Origin of the sequence: Microcoleus sp. B3-A4 (assembly GCF_036705385.1) — a bacterium.
GTDB lineage: Bacteria > Cyanobacteriota > Cyanobacteriia > Cyanobacteriales > Microcoleaceae > Microcoleus.
In genome coordinates this window covers 42,413-57,720 of sequence record NZ_JAUBUI010000038.1, presented here as the reverse complement: position 1 = coordinate 57,720, position 15,308 = coordinate 42,413, and the positions used below count along the sequence as shown (strand labels likewise).

Below are 15,308 nucleotides of genomic sequence, written 5' to 3'. Positions count from 1 at the left end.
TGCTAAATATAATCTTTTCAATTTTCCTAACTTGAAAAGATTTGATGCCTTTTCACAATTCATATAGGATTGCTATATAAATGATTGGGGAGCTATGGAACTTCGGCATTTGCGTTATTTCATTGCAGTTGCAGAGGAACTGAATTTCACTCGCGCAGCCGAAAAACTGCATATTGCCCAACCTCCGCTGAGTCAACAAATCCAGCATTTAGAGGCAGAGTTGGGGTTTCAACTGTTTCGCCGCACCAAGCGGACGGTGCATTTAACGGCAGCGGGACAGGTTTTTTTCGAGGAGGCTGAGAAAATTCTGCAGCAAGTCGATCGAGCAATTCAACTCGGCCGACAAACCAGTCGGGGCGAACTCGGCCAACTGACGATCGGCTTTGTGAGTTCTGCAGCACACAACGTGGTTCCAGCTATTTTGCAGGCCTTTCGCACTCGGTGTTCCGCCGTCAAACTCGAACTGCACGAGCTGACAACAAACGAACAGTTGCAGCGGCTGCGGTTCGGGCAAATTGATATCGGCTTCGTGCGCCCTCCGGTTGAGGAAGAGGGGATAAATTCTGAAATCGTTTTTCGAGAACCGCTGATCGTGGCACTGCCAGAAACGCATCCGGCGGCCGATCTCACGCATCTTGAATTACGCGAACTTTCCACCGAACCGTTCATTTTGTTTCCGCGTTCCCAGGCTCCGGGACTCTACGATGCGATCGTCAGTCTTTGTCAGCAAGCAGGTTTTAGCCCGAGCGCCGCTCAAGAAGCAATTCAAATGCAAACCATTGTGAGTCTGGTAGCCGCCGAGATGGGAGTGGCGATCGTCCCGGCGTCGATGCAAAATTTCCAGCGCAGCGGGGTAGTTTACAAAGCGTTACCAGAATCAACCTGCATTGTGGCGATCGCTCTAATTTGGCGCAGCGATCCAACGGCGGCGGTGCAGCGGTTTTTGGAAGTCGCCAGACACATTAGCGGATTTGAGATTTGAGATTGTAAATTTTAGATTGACTGGCAATTTGACAAAGTTATCAAAACTCAAAGATTTTCTGTGCAACAACACCCGTAGAATGATTAATTGATGCTCGCAGTTCGAGCAACTAGCGCCGTAAAAGTCGGCACGATGCGACCTGAACGGCTCACAATATCCCACATAACTATTCAGAACAAGAGAGCAAGGGATGGTATTGGCAACAGAAATGGGTTCGTCCCAACCGGAATCCTCTTTCGACCTATCTACTTATCTAGTCAGTCAAAAAGAGGCGATCGAGGTAGCTCTCGACAATGCACTCCCGGTCATCTACCCCGAGAAAATTTACGAAGCAATGCGCTACTCGCTGCTAGCGGGGGGCAAGCGCCTGCGTCCGATCCTGTGTCTCGCTAGCTGCGAACTGGCCGGCGGCACTACATCTATGGCAATGCCCACAGCTTGCGCTTTGGAAATGATCCACACCATGTCGCTGATCCACGACGATTTGCCGGCGATGGACAATGACGACTACCGGCGCGGCAAACTGACGAACCACAAAGTCTACGGCGAGGATATCGCCATTTTGGCTGGCGATGGTTTGTTGACCTATGCTTTTGAATTTATCGCAACTAAAACTGAGAACGTACCCCCCCAACAGGTGTTGCAGACGATCGCCCATTTGGCGCGGGCATCCGGGGCTGCTGGATTGGTAGGAGGCCAGGTGGTTGACTTGGAATCCGAAGGAAAGACAGATGTTTCTCTGGAAACTTTGAATTACATTCACGCTCACAAAACAGGCGCGCTGTTAGAAGCCTGCGTAGTTTGTGGGGCAATTCTGGCTGGGGCCTCGGCTGCCGATTTGCAGCGGCTGTCTCGTTTCGCTCAAAATATTGGGTTGGCTTTCCAGATAATTGACGACATTCTGGATATTACTGCTACTCAAGAAGAACTGGGCAAAACTGCTGGCAAAGATGTTCAAGCAGGAAAAGTGACTTATCCCAGCTTGTGGGGAATTGAGGAGTCTCGGCGCCAAGCTTCGCAGCTTGTTGCTGATGCTAAGGCTCAATTGGCAGTGTTTGGGAGCAAAGCTCTACCGCTGCTGGCGATCGCCGATTTTATTACCAGCCGCAGTAACTAGAAATACCAAACACTATGCAGGAAATTTGCAGCGGCATATTCAACAATCATGTACTCGTGGTTGCTTTGCTCGCTTGTCTGGCGGCTCAGATCATGAAGTTGCCGATCGAGTTGGTCAAAAATCGCAAGTTTAATCTTCAGTATTTGGTAACAACGGGGGGAATGCCCAGCGCTCACTCGTCTTTTGTGGGCGCTTTGGCTGCTGGAGTCGGACAAACGATGGGATGGGAAAGTCCGGACTTTGCGATCGCTGCGATCTTTGCAATTATTGTGATGTACGACGCAGCAGGCGTCCGCCAAGCAGCAGGCAAGCAAGCTCGCATCCTCAACCAAATTATTGACGAGTTTTTTGAAGAAGATCACAACCTTAATGAGGCTCGCCTGAAAGAGTTGCTGGGACACACTCCTTTTCAAGTGCTTGTAGGTTTGGGGCTGGGAATCACTATTGCTTGGATCGCAGGGCCTGCATATTAGTTAACTGTTAACTGTTAACTGTTAACTGTTGACTGTTAACTGTTAACTAATGACTACTGACCGAATTCTGCTTGCAGCAGGTCATCGTTGTCATCGGCGATCGTGGCGACAATAGTAATAACCCGAGAAATTTCCCCGGTCGAGATTTCCGCCATCGTCCGAGTCGATACTACGGCAACTTGATTATCAACAATTGCAAAATGAGATTCCAAAGTAGACAGCCAATTCATTTCTAGAATTTTCCGCATTAATTGAGCTTCATTCTTCGCTGGCAACTGCAGTACAAAAGCCCAAACAGTCAAAGTATCATCTTCGGTTTCGCCCGTCAGTTGCACGAACACTTCAACACTGCCGTACCTGAACTTCCAAAGATGTCCGCCAGCTTCACTTTGACCGACCATCACTTTTTGGTCTACAGCCATGCTGGCGATGACAGTTTCAATTTCTTCTGCATAGGTGACGGCTGTGGCTTTTTCGACCTGCTCGGAGGCGATCGCGCTTTCCCTCGATTCGCTTTCTGCGGAAGCTGTTTGTATGTTCGGCTCGCTGGTAGTCATAATTATATTTAGATGGAAAACTATTCCAATAATCAGTTTACTGGCTAAAGCTTAAAATTATGACTTTAAATAACTGGTTCCGAGGCTATGCCTGGGAACCAGTATATCTCGCTTGTTTGCGGAGGCAGACGCAAGTTTGACTTGCAGAGCGGTTTCAACCAGGTTCGCGATCCTGTTTAAGCCTTGGGCTTAGTCGCCGCCGGCTTCTTCTCAATGGTATTCAAGCCGTTGAGGAACATGGGCACCAATTTCTCCACAAATGCCTGGGGGTCGCGGTTCCAGGCGCGCTGAGCTACATCGACTCTGGTCATTTGCAGGTCGGGGGCCAGCAGGCTTGCGGGCAAGCGTTCCATCAGGTATTGCGGGCGTTCCCACATCGGCATGGTGTTGGCAATATCCACTAGGCGGGTGACGCGGCGGAGTTCTGCCCCCAGCATGATATCCATTCCCGATTCATAAGCTGCTTGTTCGATCGCCACATACTTGCGCTTTGCCTGTTCCACCTTCTGGCGGTGTTCCGGGCTTTTGTTGGCCATTTGGGCCAGCCAGCGGTTGCCCCAGCGGACGTGACCAGCTTCTTCTGGAAAAATCTTTTCGATGGTTTCGCGGATTTTGACGTTTTCTGCGGTTTGGGGAGCCTGTTTGAGGGCGTGGATGTGCGCTGAGAAGAATTCGCAGCCCCGCTTTTCGGTGACATTGATTGCTGCTAAAACTGCAATTATACCGTCATCGAGGTTGCGGTATTGGTCTTTGTTCAGCAGGCGGTCAAATTCGTCAATGTAGGAGATTCCCGGTGGCGTTCCCACATTTTGGCCGAGGTCTACCAGCAAGTCGGTGAGCCACATCGCGTGTCGCGCTTCGTCGGAAATGTGCCGGGAGAGGTCGCGCACGAGTTCGGCCGGTTCCCCGTCTAGCCGTTCGATCACGTCGGTGAGGTCTTTGCAACTGCGCTGTTCGCTGTAGCGGTAGCGGTTGAGGGTGATCAGGTGAATTTCGCGATCGCGCACTACATTAGCTAAAATTTCGCGCGCTCCCATTGCGTTACGCGGCTTGCGGGGATAGGCAACTGTCATACTTTTATGTTGTTTTGTAAAGATACTTGTATAAGTGTAACGCAGTTTTTTCGACAACCAATTCCCTCGCAGGGCTGAAAGTTGTTGTGTAGCAAGCAGATTGAATTTTATACAGACAATTTTTTTACTAGCTCAACCAATGACAATAGTTTGGAGTTGCGAGTCATGCCATTTTAGATTTTAGATTTTAGGTTAAAAATGACTGATGAGTATCAGGGTTTGGAGCTTTTCTACAGTTACATTATTTTTTTAAACTGCTATCACGCAAGGGTTGCGTGGATCACACAAAGCAACCTCATACACTCAAAACTTTTCAGGTTCCGTCGAGTCTGAAGCCTCAACACTAGCAGACTCTTGTTGAAATTTTCGCGCCTCTTCTACTTCTAATCTAGCCAGAGTTGTCGCCACATCGGCTAACTGTAAAGCAAGATTCATCCGACAAATCGGGTTTTTTTCCCTCCAGAGGTCTTTTGCCAAGAAATGTACTCGATAGCGAAACATTTTAATTGAATTTGGCGGAGTAACTTTCACGGTCATAGTCTTTCTTCGGTTGAAGTTTGAATGCGGAGTAGCACCCGTTCTAGCTCCAAGTAAACAAATGTCAGCATGATTACTTTATCTTCATCGGTGATTGTAACACTACAGGTTGCCGATCGAGGTTCAACGCCTTCGTGCCTGACAACTACAGTATATTTTCCCTGCTTCAGGTTATCAAAATTCACATCGGCCTCAAACAGGTCAACTGTCTCCTCGGCCAGCACTCGTCCTTCTTGAGTCAGTAAAGTGACAAACGCAATGCCGTCGACTGAAGTCATGGCGACGTTACTCTGATTGCGGATCATCACAAAAATATCGGACATCTTTTGGTCATTGTTAATTGCTAATTGCTAATTTAGAATGAGTGTAGAATCTCACAAAAAAAGGAGCATAAATACGGTGAATCATTTCAAGTTTTTTCTAATTTTGAGTGTTAGTGCAGCGGTTCTCGGTTTGGGAAAAAGTGGGGTCCTAGCTGCTGTCTCGAATATCTCTGAGACAGAGCCTGGTTTACAGCTTCACGGCGTGCGGGTTGCTCAAAGGGACGATCGCAATTTAAGCAACTCGAAAGGTACATTAAAAGAAGGCAGTGTCCTCTCTGTCGATCCTGATGAAGTTACGGGCATACCAAAAGCTGAGGCGCAACAGCGTTTCATTGTGAATAAGATATATCGGGTTCAGGAAGGCACTACCGCTGACGATTTGTTTATTGTTGATGAGAAAGCAACTAAATGGGCTGTAGAGGATGTCTCTGAGGCTACAATGGGTGCTACTACTAATAGCTTCGCCCTGATAGTGTCGGGTAACAGGAGAGTCAGGGCGCTGATCCAGCAGTTCTAAACTCCAAAAAAACGCCGCTTTTAAGGGCGGCGTTCTTATTAATTAAAAATCACAGGTTAAAAATGGTATAATCACCTTTTTTAACTTTAGATTTTTAATTATTTATTTTCTAACAGTCGTAGTAGAGAGCAAACTCGTAGGGGTGAGGACGTAGCCGCATCGGGTTGACTTCATTGTCGAGTTTGTAGGAAATCCAGGTTTGGATGAAGTCTTCGGTAAATACGCCAGTTTCAGTTAAGAAACTGTGGTCTTTTTCCAAAGCTTCTAAAGCGCCTTCCAAGGAACCGGGAGTTGAAGGAATTTTGCTCAATTCTTCAGGGGAAAGGTCGTAGATATCCACGTCCAAAGGTTCGCCCGGATCGATTTGATTCTTGATGCCGTCAATGCCGGCGCACAGCATGGCTGCAAATGCTAAATACGGGTTGGATGTAGCATCGGGACAACGGAATTCTAACCGCTTGGCTTTGGGGTTGGTTCCCGACAACGGAATCCGCACTGATGCCGATCGATTTCCTTGAGAGTAAGCTAAGTTTACAGGCGCTTCAAAGCCCGGAACTAAACGCTTGTAGGAATTGGTCGTGGGGTTGGTGATTGCCAAAAGTGCCGGTGCGTGCTTGAGAATACCGCCGATGTAATGCAGTCCCATTTGACTGAAACCAGCATATTGATCGCCTGCAAATAGAGGCTGGCCGTCTTTCCAAATCGACTGGTGAACGTGCATCCCGGAACCGTTGTCGTTAAACAGCGGTTTGGGCATGAACGTGATGGTTTTGCCGTATTTTTTGCCGACGTTTTTGATGACGTATTTGTAAGTCAGCAAGTAGTCGGCGGCTTGTACTAAAGTTGCAAAGCGGAAACCGAGTTCGCATTGACCGCCGGTGGCGACTTCGTGGTGGTGTTTTTCGATGGGTACGCCGCATTTTGCCATTGTCAGCAGCATTTCCGTTCTCATGTCTTGAGATGTATCGGTTGGTGCTACTGGGAAATAACCTTCTTTGTAACGCGGTTTGTAGCCGAGGTTGCCGCCTACTTCTTCTTTGCCCGAATTCCAACGACCTTCGATCGAATCTACGTAATAGTAGCCGGAATTTTGGGTTTGGTCGAAGCGAACGTCGTCAAAAATAAAGAATTCTGCTTCCGGGCCAAAGAATGCTGTATCGCCGAGACCGGTCGAAAGCAAGTAGTCTATGGCTTTTTGGGCAATGGTGCGCGGACAGCGACTGTACGGTTCGCCGGTTCGAGGTTCTTTGATGCTGCAAATGAAGCTGATGGTCGGTTCTGCCATGAACGGGTCCATCCAAGCGGTTGTCGGATCGATGACCATCGTCATGTCTGATTCGTTGATGGCTTTCCAGCCCCGAATGCTGGAACCGTCGAAGGGTACGCCGTCTGTGAATGAGCTTTCGTCGATTTGGTCGTGGTACAGGGAAAGGTGCTGCCAGATCCCCGGCATATCGATGAATTTGAGGTCAACGATCTGGATCTTATTTTCTTGTATGTAGTTTAAGGCTTCTTGGGGTGTCTGGAACATGACTTACTCCTGATATTGGTTGTGTCTTGGCGATCGGCCGATTTCAGACTGTTTGGGCGATCGTAGGCCTTCAGTACCCACTATTTTGTATCTATGGCTACAAAATTTTGAAATTGGTTCCCAGTGCGGCCGGGCAGTTCGTGATTCTTGCCCTGTGGATTATTTTTCGGCTGAAGATACAAGGCAAACGGCTGAATTTTGCTGCAGTTTGCCGAGGATAGACTACGCTCCCTGAAAATCCCATCTCAAATCTTAATCAAACGCCGATTTGTAGTAGTCTACAATAGGCGGTCTGTCTCAGATAGCAAAGTATTGATAAAGATTTTTGGGAGAGAAACTTATGCGCGATGCAGTGACGAGCCTGATTGAAAATTATGATGTTGCTGGTAGGTATTTAGACCGAGATGGTATCGATCGGTTGAAATCTTATTTTGCAACGGGCACGGCACGGGTACAGGCGGCGGCTGCGATTAACAGCAATGCTGCGGCAATTGTCAAGCAAGCTGGTATCCAGCTATTTGCTGAACAGCCGGAACTGATCCGTCCCGGGGGAAATGCCTACACGACTCGTCGCTACGCGGCTTGTCTGCGGGATATGGACTACTACTTGCGCTATGCTACTTACGCCCTGGTGGCTGGAAGTACCGACGTGCTCGACGAGCGCGTGCTGCAAGGTTTGCGGGAAACTTACAATTCTCTAAGCGTTCCCATTGGCCCGACGGTGATGGGGATTAGCATTATGAAGGAAATGGTTAAGGCTCAGGTGGCCGCTGCTGGCTTGTCTGTGGGGCCTTTTTTGGATCAGCCTTTTGATTACATGATTCGCGAATTGAGCGAACAAGATATTTAAGTCAATTTGCTAATTCTTTTAACAGCAAATTGCACTTGTGGCTGGCAGTTAGCAGCAGTTAGATCGATCGCTTTTTTTGGCCTCACAGCCTCCAAGCGATCTTTTTTTATGGGTTATACAATTTTAGATTAAAGATTTCAGATTAAAAATAATAGATTAAAAATAATAGATTAAAAATTTGAATAATTGGGAATAACTGATGAATTAAGGGTTTGGAGCTTCCCTACAATTGCATTCTTGTTTAAAAGTGGTGCTAAAAATCGTCAACACATCCCCAGATGAGGCATTTGTTCAGGGGATTTTTGGTTTCGCGCAGAGCGATTTGTGCGACGGTTGTTGCTTCTACTTCGCCATTGGGGTAAAGAATGTGGATGATGTCACCGCTGACGAAGGCGAGGGGATTTTCTTGACAATTGCCAGGATTTCTGATAGGAAAGTTAATTGTTTTCATGGTCGATCGCCCTGATGGTATTTGTAGCGCTTTTAGCTGCATATAAATCATCCGCTAGTCGCAAAAATTATTGTGTGATTTTATGAAGGTATATCTGTGATAAAACTACACAATGAAAGCGATCTCAGTCACATAATGTGAGGTGGGGCGATCGCCCCGCGACGATCGAAAAACCAAAATAATCGCCAAAAATTAGCAGTCGGGCCTGTGCGTAAGTGCTAATCTGGTACTGTTCTTAACCCTATCCGTACAGATTAGAAACCTTGGCTAAACAGCGACTAGACACATTATTGGTCAGCCTAGATTTGTGCAGTTCCAGACAGCAAGCTCAGGCCTTGATTCGGACTGGGAAAGTCTCTATCAACCAACAGGTAGTTGACAAGCCGGGCACTGAGGTAGATATTGCAGCAAAAATTCAGATTAAAGAGCGATCGCGCTATGTTTCTAGAGGCGGCGACAAATTAGCCAAAGCTTTAGAAGTTTTTGCGATTCCCGTTGCAGGCAGAATTTGTCTCGACGGCGGCATCTCCACAGGCGGTTTTACCGACTGTTTGCTGCAAGCCGGCGCCGCCCTCGTGTACGGCATAGATGTTGGCTACGGTCAAGCAGATTGGGGCTTGCGTAACGATCCGAGGGTAATTTTGAAAGAACGCACCAATTTGCGGTACATGACTGCTACTGAGCTTTACGGCGACTCTGCGCCAGCAGATTTGGCGGTAGTAGATGTGTCGTTTATTTCCCTGGATAAGATTTTACCCGCGCTGTGGGAATTGTTGGTACCACCGCGAGAAGCGGTGTTGCTGGTAAAGCCGCAGTTTGAGGTAGGGCGCGAGAGAGTCGGGAAAAAAGGCGTAGTGCGAGACTCAGCAACTCAAGCCGATGCGATTTTTCAAGTGTGGAAGGCAGCCACAGCTTTAGGATGGCAGGAAAGGGGCTTAACGTGGTCGCCTTTACTTGGCCCGGCGGGTAATATCGAGTATCTTTTATGGTTGGGGATTGATCGCGAACAAGAAACAGAGCCGAGGGCGATCGAAGAGGATGTTGTGAAAGAACGGATCGCACAAGTCACCAAAGCGGCGGCGCGCGAACTTGTCGATCGATTGTAGATTGATTTCAAGATGTCAAGCTAATCTATTTTAAAAATCAAATTTGGAACTCCAGATTGCTCTAAATTTTAAAAAATTTTGTCAATCAGACTCCTCAACTTTCACTTAGTGAATAATTCCATGCAATCATTCAAACAAGCCGGTTCGATTTTCCTGTACGTTCTAGGTGCCATCGGGTATGTGGCGATTGTAGCTACTATTGTAGGCGTTTCAATTCTCATCAAGTGGGTCGCTCTGCTACTAGCCGACAAATTATTATATACACTTCTGATTATCGGCGATTTGTTGAGGGGTATCGAAATTATTGAACTGTTAAATATATTGGTATTTGCTTTTATCGGTATGGGAGTGGGTGTGGCGACAAGGCTTTTACACCCTCAATACGGCCGCAAAATTAGTGCGGCTTTGTTGATAGTTATAGTTCCCTTAGTTTTCATGATTACGCCAGCCATCCGATATAATTCTTGGATGGAAAAAGTAGGAGAATCTGATAAATTATCGCCTCCGCAAACTGCAACATTAACTAACTCATTTTTGAATAGAAAAGTAGGATTGCCAGGTTTTATCGGTTATTACGTATATACTGGTCAGTTTCCCGTTATTCCGACGAAACAATCGGAGATGAAAGACCTTGACAGCTTTGAAAAAAAAGTTAATTCCAGATTTGTACAGTTCACTGGTATTGCTCCGACTATTGTTTCTTGGTCAATGCGGGTTTGTTTTTGGCTGATTAGAATATTTTACTTTTCTGTAGCGGTAATTGCGACGATCGCCCATTTTAGGGAAGGTGTTAGAATTGCCAGACGGTAATACGATTTTCGATTTTCGATTAAAGAATTGGGAATCACGGATGAAGATCGCGGTTGGGAGCTTAGCTACAGTTGCATTATTTCTTGACAATTGTATAAGAATAAAAGCAGTAGGGTGCGTCATATCCTAGCTCTTCGATTATTCACAAATAACCATCTGGTGACGTACCCTACTCAACTACTCGGGCAATTTTTAATTGCCAATTTTAAACTCTTGCTGCAAGCGATCGATAATTGTATTGCGCTCGATGGTGGCGAGAATTTCTTGAATTACCGTATCTTGTCCCAGGGGGCCCCAGGTGCAGCCTTTTTCTAAGTAAACTTGGGCGGCGCGACCGACAGCGTAGGTTCCATAAGCTGCTAAACTAGCTTGAGTGACAGCGACTCCGGCAAAAGTAGAAAAGCCGATGTGCGGGGCCGCAGCCGCTGCACTTTTGCCAAATCCCAACAGAAAACTGCTACCCAATTCTCCCAAAAGTACGCCGCCAGCACTGGAGAAAATAGTCTGCCAAAGTTTCCCCGCTTCGTAACCAGTCATGGGTAAGCCGTAAAGTCTGGATAAAGAGCGAATTAAGGCTAAATCTGCGACACTTGCTCCCATTACATCCAAGAATGCCACTGGATTTAAACCGACAGCCAAAGCTTTATATTTTGCAAATTGCCAGATTAAATCTTCGGCTTCTGTTTGTCGCAATTTGAGAACGTGACGGGCAATGTTTGCTTCGGCATCTCTAGCTTCAACTAAAGCATTTAGAGCGAGGAGCGATCGACCTTCTCTGTTAAGAATTGTGAGAATTTTATTTTTTAGTTCGTCTATCTGCGCGGGTGGCGACTCCCATTCGTTAGTTACTCTTCCGTCGGACCATTCCACCCGCACTTGCACCGGCGCGGGTTCAGCGGCTACCATGACTATTTCTAATGATTTGGCAATTTTAGGCGGTGATTTTGCGGTAGATTTATCGGAGGAGTTGTTTGGGCGATCGGACAAATTTTCGCTATCTGTTTCCTCTGCTACCGCAGCGGCTGCTAACTCTTCAGAATTTCCCAGCGCTTGCAAACTTTCGTAAATAGCTTTTCTGTCTAATTCTGGATAAAGGTCAATTTTATTAAATACTAAAATTACTGGTTTTTGAGCTGTTTGCAATTCGCACAGTGCTTGATATTCAGTTCGGGTGATATCGCCTGCAACGACAAACAGAATTAAGTCAGCTTGGCGAGTTACTTGTTTCGCCATTTCGCCGCGCACTTCGCCGCCAACTTCATCAAGTCCGGGAGTATCGATTAATTCTACTTGCACCCCTCCTTTCCCACCCTTGCCAAGGGGGGGTTGGGGGGATTCGTCGCTGTCAAGGAAGGATAAAGGCACACTCCAGCGCACGGAACGCGGCCACTGAGTCACGCCGTTGAGAGGGCCTGTTTGCAGAATTTTTTGACCTAAAAGCGCGTTTAATACGGCTGACTTGCCACGGCTGACTAAGCCGAAAGTAGCAATGCGGATGACGTTGTGGTCTAGTTTTTCTGAGGTGGAAGTTAAGATATCTAACTGATATTGCAGCGCCGCTTCTAATTCTGTATTATTCGAGTTTTTTTTCCCTTGGCGCAGGTGGGAATAGCGCGCCAGGGCTTCGCGCAAACTGGCGCGGGCAAGGGATAAGCGATTTTCTTGAAGGGAATTGTCAGCCATTGGCGATCGGCTTTTTTAAGCAGGTATAATTGATCGTCGAATTATAAATCCTATTTCTTATTTTAATACAATTTTTCATAAATTTATAATTTTTTAGCGGTGAATTTTCCAAAAAATATTGAACGGGCATCTTGCCTGTTCTTTTCCCTAACACTAGGCTCCGCCTCGGAAAATTTGATCGACGTTCAGCTCCATATTGGGAAAGGTAGGTGAAATAATGCGATCGCTCCCTCTGAATTGTCTAATCCTATACTCTCCGTCCACGAGCTGGCAAACCGAAAGCGTGGGTGCTTTGGGGTCGCCAATATGACGTATTCCGCCCAATGCAGCATAATCCGCAATCCAATATTCGAGAATTCCCATCATTTCGTAATCTGCCAACTTTTTGAGATAATCGTCGCGCCAGTTGGTACTGACAACTTCAACAAGTAGCGGGATAGATGTTCCGTGGGTGATTGTTGCTGACTTCAACCATAGGGGTTCGGATGCTAAAGCTTGACGGTTTAATAGCAAAACATCAGGGATATATCCTGTATCTTTAGCTGGTGGCTTAACTAGCGCTTTCGAGGCAATGCGGTAGGGAAGTTGCAGTTGGGTGTAGAGCAGTGTAAATTGTTGAACAAGGTATGCTGTGATATCTTCGTGTTCTCCTGTTGGCTGCATTTCAACCATTACCCCGTCGTGAAGTTCGTAGCATCTGTTCTCGCCTTTGTATTCTAGAAATTCTTCAAAGGTTAGTATTTTTGGTTGAGTTTGTATCATCGTGCAAACTGCCTTTGAGTGTATAACAGAAGGAAGAAGGAAAATATTAACTGGTTGCGTGGCTCGGCGGGGGAACAGGCATCTTGCCTGTTCCACAACAGAAAAAGTGTCTTGTGGAACAGGCAAGATGCCTGTTCCTTTATTTTACTTAATTGGCCGCCGACTTAACGGTTTCGGGCCCAGATACCTGAGATGAAAGGCGACTCGCCACTTGGTTGACGAAAGATTGCAAGAAGGAAACTTGCTGATTTTGCGTAAATACTGCTTGCAAAGTTTTAGTCAACTGGTCGAGATTGAAAATGCCTGTGGGAGCATTTTCCAGTTCTTGACTTTGGAAATATTCAATTAAACTCAGTCCTGCTATTCTGGTAAAATATGCTGCACTAATTCCCTGCACCGCGCCTCCTGCTACATAGGTGACGGCATTGCTTTTCAGCAGTCCAGTAATAGTTTGGGTAGACAGTTCTACTAATCCCAATTTGAACATTTGATTAGCCAAAGTAGCCGCTACTGTCTTAGCTTGGTCTAAGGAAAACTTTCGCTGGTAGATAGCGCCGAGGTCGATTACGAGCTGGGTGCTGATGGCGGTTGTTGCTAGCAAGTCTAAAGCGGGAACCGGATTAGCAAACACGGTGGCTGCGGCGATGTACTGATATTGTTCGATAATGGGAATTGCCCGATCGCGCCTGACAGCATTTAATAAGGTTTTTGCCTCTAACTTGATACTTGCAGCCTCGCGCACTGCACTCGCCCAGACCAACTGTTGCCGTTCTTCAGTTAAGATTTTAGTCAATCTTTCCGTCAGCGCGTCGAGTTGAGAGACTTGTTTTTCGATGCGTTCTTTAAATGTGCCGTCCGCTTGGTGCTGGCGCACTTTAATAGAATTGGGAGAAGCTGCGATCGCAATTATATCTTCGTTTCCCAATATTCCTTGCATTTTCTGCTGCAAAGAGTTCAAAACCTGCGACTGCTGTTCTGGCAAATATTGGTCTTGTTTGTTCCAGACTAGCAGCACGCGCTGACCTGCTGCTGCTAGCTGAGATAATGTTTGAAATTCGGAATCAGTGATGTCGCCCGCTGTCACAAACAGCGCTAAATCACCATTGATTTTGGCATCGGCATTTGTATTAGCAAATAGCGGTGCTGTTTCTTGTAAACTAAGCTTTTGCGGGTGTTGAGATGCCCAATTAGAATTTAAAACTTGAATTAAGGCAGTTTTGCCGACAGCTTTGCCGCCCGTGACGGTAATCCGCAAATCTTGTCTGTCTAATTCGCTTCTGAGCCGATCGAGCTTTGCTGTTAGATTCGCCGGATCGGCGGAGTTTGGAGCTTCTGAAGCCAGCAATTTAATAGTGGCTTCGGAAGTCGCGATCGCTTTTTCGGCTGCTTCCCGGTTCGCCAGGGGTTGCGGGAGTGCGAGTTCGAGTTTGGGGGATTGTTGCTTCCACCACCAATACCCCGCACCGGCAGCAGCCAAGCCAATGAGTGCCGTTTCGCCCATTTCTGAACCCGAATGCTGTAGAGTTTCCAGCAGCCACAGCGCTGCTGAAAGTCCTATTCCGCCTATTAAAATCGGTCGCCGCAAGTTAAGTGTCATTTTTTCCTTCCTGTGGGTATTGTCACCAAGCTTAACCTTCGCCGGCTTGGCCTCCCTCCCTATATTCCATCGTACCTCTGTGGCATCCAAACTGGCAGGCGGGCGATCCGACTTTTTGTCATCGGGATTTGCGGCCCCGGCGACAATCAACTTTTTGCACTTCTACAAACGGGGAATAGGGGACTGAAGTCCTCACTACAAACCAATAGATTTTTACAGGATTTTGCAAATATAATAGTTGATTTTTTCTCTATGTTGGTAATGCTTGAGATTGTGATTCAAAAATATCAATTATTTGTTTGGGAATTGCTCGCGGTCGCATGGTGGTAACTTCAACCCAAACCCAAAGCGCCTCGGCTTTTAACAAGATTTCGTCACTTCCAGCTAAGCGAATTTCGTAGCGGCGGACAGCGCGCGGGCCGCGCATTTGTTCGATCCAAGTGGATATCTCCAATCGATCGCCCGCAGCGGCCGATCGCAAATAGTCAATCTCTATCCGCCGCATTACAAAGACGCCGCCCAGTTCCCGGTAGCGATCCAGTGTAAATCCCAAGTGTTCTAAATGTTCGATCGCAGCGTGTTCTAAATAATGCTGGTAGACAGCATTATTTACGTGACCGAGGGCGTCCATTTCGTAATGACGCACTCTAATTTGTGCAGTAAATGGTGTCAATTTCTCACCTTTCCACTTGTTGCGGTATTTTGTAGTTCCGAGTGCGATCGCGCTCTGGGTCGATACTCGATTGGAACTGATTGCAAGTTACACTAAATAGTTGAAACGCCACTGCTTCCAGGTTAATCTTAGTCCTGGAAGCACAGACGGTCATCACCTTGGTTTTTTTACGACAATACACTGGCTTAAAACCCTCAGTCTCGGTTGAAAAACCCGGTTTCTTGCTTCTGAGTGCGTCCCGGACTAAATCTTTGAGAAATCGGACG

At 46.9% G+C, this 15,308-nt stretch carries 18 protein-coding genes; 7 read left to right on the top strand and 11 right to left on the bottom strand.

Annotation, left to right across the window (positions count from 1 at the left end):
* Positions 1-94: 94 nt before the first annotated feature.
* From QUB33_RS16605 to QUB33_RS16595, 3 genes are all read left to right on the top strand, one after another.
* Positions 95-982: a LysR family transcriptional regulator gene (locus QUB33_RS16605; RefSeq protein WP_333351666.1), complete on the top strand. Its 888-nt coding sequence runs from the start codon at positions 95-97 to the stop codon at positions 980-982.
* 190 nt (positions 983-1,172) lie between these two features.
* Positions 1,173-2,099 (top strand): geranylgeranyl diphosphate synthase CrtE, encoded by a 927-nt coding sequence (gene crtE, locus QUB33_RS16600; protein WP_333351665.1) that lies wholly within the window; start codon positions 1,173-1,175, stop codon positions 2,097-2,099.
* A gap of 14 nt (positions 2,100-2,113) precedes the next feature.
* Positions 2,114-2,572 carry a divergent PAP2 family protein gene (locus QUB33_RS16595; protein WP_190658220.1) on the top strand — a complete coding sequence of 153 codons (459 nt, stop codon included), beginning with the start codon at positions 2,114-2,116 and terminating at the stop codon, positions 2,570-2,572.
* Between the two features lie 53 nt (positions 2,573-2,625).
* On the opposite strand, the gene QUB33_RS16590 is transcribed toward QUB33_RS16595, so the two are convergent.
* From QUB33_RS16590 to QUB33_RS16575, 4 genes are all read right to left on the bottom strand, one after another.
* Positions 2,626-3,129, bottom strand: a complete 504-nt coding sequence (locus QUB33_RS16590) for a YbjN domain-containing protein (protein ID WP_333213598.1) — start codon at positions 3,127-3,129, stop codon at positions 2,626-2,628.
* Between the two features lie 176 nt (positions 3,130-3,305).
* The gene (locus QUB33_RS16585) at positions 3,306-4,202 is read right to left on the bottom strand and encodes a ferritin-like domain-containing protein (protein ID WP_333213600.1); all 897 of its coding nucleotides are present in this window, start codon (positions 4,200-4,202) and stop codon (positions 3,306-3,308) included.
* 303 nt (positions 4,203-4,505) lie between these two features.
* Entirely contained in the window at positions 4,506-4,739 is a 234-nt protein-coding gene (locus QUB33_RS16580) for a hypothetical protein (RefSeq protein ID WP_333213602.1), read from the bottom strand.
* The gene (locus QUB33_RS16575; protein ID WP_333351664.1) at positions 4,736-5,017 is read right to left on the bottom strand and encodes a hypothetical protein; all 282 of its coding nucleotides are present in this window, start codon (positions 5,015-5,017) and stop codon (positions 4,736-4,738) included. Before QUB33_RS16575 ends, QUB33_RS16580 begins: the two co-directional genes overlap by 4 nt.
* A 121-nt stretch (positions 5,018-5,138) precedes the next feature.
* On the opposite strand from QUB33_RS16575, the gene QUB33_RS16570 reads away from it, so the two are divergent.
* Entirely contained in the window at positions 5,139-5,579 is a 441-nt protein-coding gene (locus tag QUB33_RS16570; RefSeq protein ID WP_333351663.1) for a hypothetical protein, read from the top strand.
* Between the two features lie 109 nt (positions 5,580-5,688).
* On the opposite strand, the gene glnA is transcribed toward QUB33_RS16570, so the two are convergent.
* Positions 5,689-7,110: a type I glutamate--ammonia ligase gene (glnA, locus tag QUB33_RS16565; protein ID WP_190658238.1), complete on the bottom strand. Its 1,422-nt coding sequence runs from the start codon at positions 7,108-7,110 to the stop codon at positions 5,689-5,691.
* A gap of 340 nt (positions 7,111-7,450) precedes the next feature.
* Between glnA and apcB the strand changes: the two genes are divergently transcribed.
* Positions 7,451-7,960, top strand: a complete 510-nt coding sequence (gene apcB, locus QUB33_RS16560; protein WP_333064367.1) for an allophycocyanin subunit beta — start codon at positions 7,451-7,453, stop codon at positions 7,958-7,960.
* A gap of 253 nt (positions 7,961-8,213) precedes the next feature.
* On the opposite strand, the gene QUB33_RS16555 is transcribed toward apcB, so the two are convergent.
* Positions 8,214-8,411, bottom strand: a complete 198-nt coding sequence (locus tag QUB33_RS16555) for a hypothetical protein (RefSeq protein WP_333351662.1) — start codon at positions 8,409-8,411, stop codon at positions 8,214-8,216.
* A 263-nt stretch (positions 8,412-8,674) separates the two neighbouring features.
* Between QUB33_RS16555 and QUB33_RS16550 the strand changes: the two genes are divergently transcribed.
* Together QUB33_RS16550 and QUB33_RS16545 are read left to right on the top strand one after the other, a co-directional pair.
* Positions 8,675-9,517: a TlyA family RNA methyltransferase gene (locus QUB33_RS16550; protein WP_333351661.1), complete on the top strand. Its 843-nt coding sequence runs from the start codon at positions 8,675-8,677 to the stop codon at positions 9,515-9,517.
* 78 nt (positions 9,518-9,595) lie between these two features.
* Positions 9,596-10,327: a hypothetical protein gene (locus tag QUB33_RS16545; protein WP_333351660.1), complete on the top strand. Its 732-nt coding sequence runs from the start codon at positions 9,596-9,598 to the stop codon at positions 10,325-10,327.
* Between the two features lie 192 nt (positions 10,328-10,519).
* Here QUB33_RS16545 and QUB33_RS16540 read toward each other — a convergent pair whose 3' ends face one another.
* From QUB33_RS16540 to QUB33_RS16520, 5 genes are all read right to left on the bottom strand, one after another.
* On the bottom strand, positions 10,520-12,010 hold the full coding sequence (locus tag QUB33_RS16540; protein ID WP_333351659.1) for a DUF697 domain-containing protein: 1,491 nt from the start codon (positions 12,008-12,010) through the stop codon (positions 10,520-10,522).
* A gap of 153 nt (positions 12,011-12,163) precedes the next feature.
* Complete coding sequence (locus QUB33_RS16535) at positions 12,164-12,772, bottom strand: Uma2 family endonuclease (protein ID WP_333351658.1); 609 nt, start codon at positions 12,770-12,772, stop codon at positions 12,164-12,166.
* Between the two features lie 148 nt (positions 12,773-12,920).
* Positions 12,921-14,369, bottom strand: coding sequence for a slr1306 family protein (locus QUB33_RS16530; protein WP_333351657.1), 1,449 nt, complete (start codon positions 14,367-14,369; stop codon positions 12,921-12,923).
* Between the two features lie 250 nt (positions 14,370-14,619).
* Positions 14,620-15,042 carry an acyl-CoA thioesterase gene (locus QUB33_RS16525; protein ID WP_190735045.1) on the bottom strand — a complete coding sequence of 141 codons (423 nt, stop codon included), beginning with the start codon at positions 15,040-15,042 and terminating at the stop codon, positions 14,620-14,622.
* Positions 15,043-15,046: 4 nt separating this feature from the next.
* A complete protein-coding gene (locus tag QUB33_RS16520; protein WP_333351656.1) occupies positions 15,047-15,223 on the bottom strand; it encodes a hypothetical protein in 177 nt (58 codons plus the stop codon).
* Positions 15,224-15,308: the final 85 nt, after the last annotated feature.